The sequence below is a fragment of the Croceicoccus hydrothermalis genome (genome assembly GCF_022378335.1).
GTDB classification, from domain to species: Bacteria; Pseudomonadota; Alphaproteobacteria; order Sphingomonadales; family Sphingomonadaceae; genus Croceicoccus; species Croceicoccus hydrothermalis.
Genome location: NZ_JAIQCI010000075.1, coordinates 1 through 566, shown reverse-complemented (window position 1 = coordinate 566; position 566 = coordinate 1). Strand labels below are relative to the sequence as shown.

The window sequence follows — 566 nt, the reverse complement described above, 5'->3', positions numbered from 1 at the left end:
CGGCGCCAGTCCTTGAGCTTGCCGAACATGTTCTCGACCTTGTGACGCTGACGGTAGAGGGCGGTGTCGTGCGGGATGGGCGCTTTACGGTTGGTCTTTGAGGGGATGCAGGGGGTGATGCCGCGCTGCACCAACGCGGCGCGGAACCAGTCGGCATCATAACCCCGATCGGCAAGCAGTGCCTTGGCCTTGGGGAATGCATCGATCATCAGCGCGGCGCCCTTGTAATCGCTCATCTGCCCTTCGCTGAGCAGCATGATCAGCGGACGACCCTTCCCATCGCAGACGGCGTGAAGCTTGGAGTTCAGGCCGCCTCTGGTGCGCCCGATACGTCTGGGTAGAGCCCCTTTTTTAGCAGGCTTGCTGCCGTCCGGTGCGCCTTGAGATGGGTAGCATCGATCATGAGCTGATCGGGCTTGCCGCCCTTGGCGGCGAGCTCGGCGAAGATTCGATTGAACACGCCCAGGCGGCTCCAGCGGATGAAGCGGTTGTAGATCGTTTTGTGCGGGCCATAGCCGGCCGGCGCATCGCGCCAGCGCAGCCCGTTTCTGATCACGAAGATGATG

The 566-nt window shown here is 62.4% G+C and carries 1 pseudogene; it reads right to left on the bottom strand.

Going from position 1 to position 566, the window contains the following annotated elements:
* A pseudogene (locus K4G67_RS17320) lies at positions 1-566 on the bottom strand (IS5 family transposase); the annotation flags it as partial.